Annotated in this window: 1 protein-coding gene; it reads right to left on the bottom strand. The window is 65.7% G+C overall.

Annotated elements, in window-relative coordinates; all coding sequences use genetic code 11:
- Nucleotides 1-266: 266 nt before the first annotated feature.
- Nucleotides 267-1,529, bottom strand: a 1,263-nt coding sequence (locus ACP7AJ_RS21180) for a sensor histidine kinase (protein WP_426062228.1), incomplete at its 5' end; no start/stop codon positions are given.

Genomic DNA, 1,529 nt, shown 5'->3' with positions numbered 1-1,529 from the left:
CTGGAAACCACGTATTTCATGCAGGTTGACAACCCCACCCTCTTTGAAGCCGTTGCCGCGGGGGAGGAGCCGCCCGGTGGTCCACTTCGGCTCATCGGTGGCGCCGTTTGGCGGAACCGTCCGGTATCGGTTGATGGACTCGTCGAATGTTCGTTTTGCTTTTTAAACTTCCGTTTAGTAGTGCATCATGACCACTACCCGGCCACCAACCACCCCGAGCAACCCACCAGGAAAGCTCTTTTTCACCCAACTCCGCTGTGGTGTAGTTACCTCGCTGACCTGGGCAGGGTCACGGTCAAAGTGGTGCCGACACCGGGTAGGCTTTGCACGGCGACGGTGCCCCCGGCGTTTTCCACCATGCGCTTGACCATGTAAAGGCCCATGCCGGAGCCCTCGACGTGGTCGTGCAGGCGGGTGAACAGGTCAAACATCTGTCCCTGCTGGACCTCGGTCAGACCCAGGCCGTTGTCCTGCACGTCGAGTACCACGGCAGTGTCGGTGCTGCGGCAGCGCAGCTGCACGTGGGGCGGGCAGCCGGGACGCTGGCATTTGACGGCGTTGCTAAGCAGATTGTAGACGATGCTGCGCAGGTTCTGCGGCGCAAAGGAAATCTGGGGGCACCCGGCCACTTCCACCGTGAGGCGGGCGTCGGCGGCGGCCAGGGGCGTGGCCAAATCCAGGCGGATGGCTTCTACCAGGGTGGCCAGGTCCACGGTTTCGGCGGGCTGGGTCTGGCCCCGCTGGAGTCGGGACACGTCGGTGAGTTGGGCGATGGTGAGCTGGAAGCGCGCCACGGCCTCCTGCATCATGGCCAGCAGCTGCGGTATCAGCGGGTCGGGGGTGGTAGCCAGCTGTTCCTGCAGGGTCTGAACCAAGCCTTCCAGGTTAATGATGGGCTCGCGTAGGTCGTGGCTGGCGGCGTAGACGAACGTGTCGAGGTCGGCGTTGGTACGCGTCAGGTGGATGTTGCTCTCGGACAGGGCCGCATTGGCCAGCTCCGTGTCGACGTGAGCTACCTGCAGGGTGGCGTAGGCGGCGGTCAGTTCGTCGTTGGCTTGAGCCAGGTGCTGGCGGGCGGCCACCTGCTCGGTCACGTCGGTGCCGAACACGGAGATGCCGGCCGGCCGGCCGGCTTCCTCGAAGCGGTGATAGGTGAAGTTGAAGTAGTGCCGCTGGGCGGGCCCCCCGCCGGGCTGGTCCAGGTCGGCGGGCACCTCGGTGCCCACGTGGGGCTCGCCGGTTTGGTAAACCCGGTCGAGCAAGGCCACGAAGCCCTGCGAGGCGGCGTCGGGCAGTACAGCGGCCAAGGGCTGGCCGATGAGCTGGCGGCCCGGAAACACCCGTTCCTGGGCCGCGTTGCAATACTCAAAGCGGTGCTCGGGTCCCCGCAGGAGGGTAAGCAGGGCCGGGGTTTGCTCGAACACTTGGTGGAACGCTTCGCGCTCGTCCAGCTGCCGCTGGGTGGCGGCCAGCGCGTCGGCCTGCAGGGTTTCGTTGAGGCGCCGGGCCAGTACGGCCTCGGTCACGTC

Origin of the sequence: Hymenobacter sp. B1770 (assembly GCF_049896385.1) — a bacterium.
In the GTDB taxonomy this organism is placed as follows: domain Bacteria; phylum Bacteroidota; class Bacteroidia; order Cytophagales; family Hymenobacteraceae; genus Hymenobacter.
Note: the sequence above shows the minus strand (reverse complement) of the source record. Positions and strands in the feature narration are given on the sequence as shown.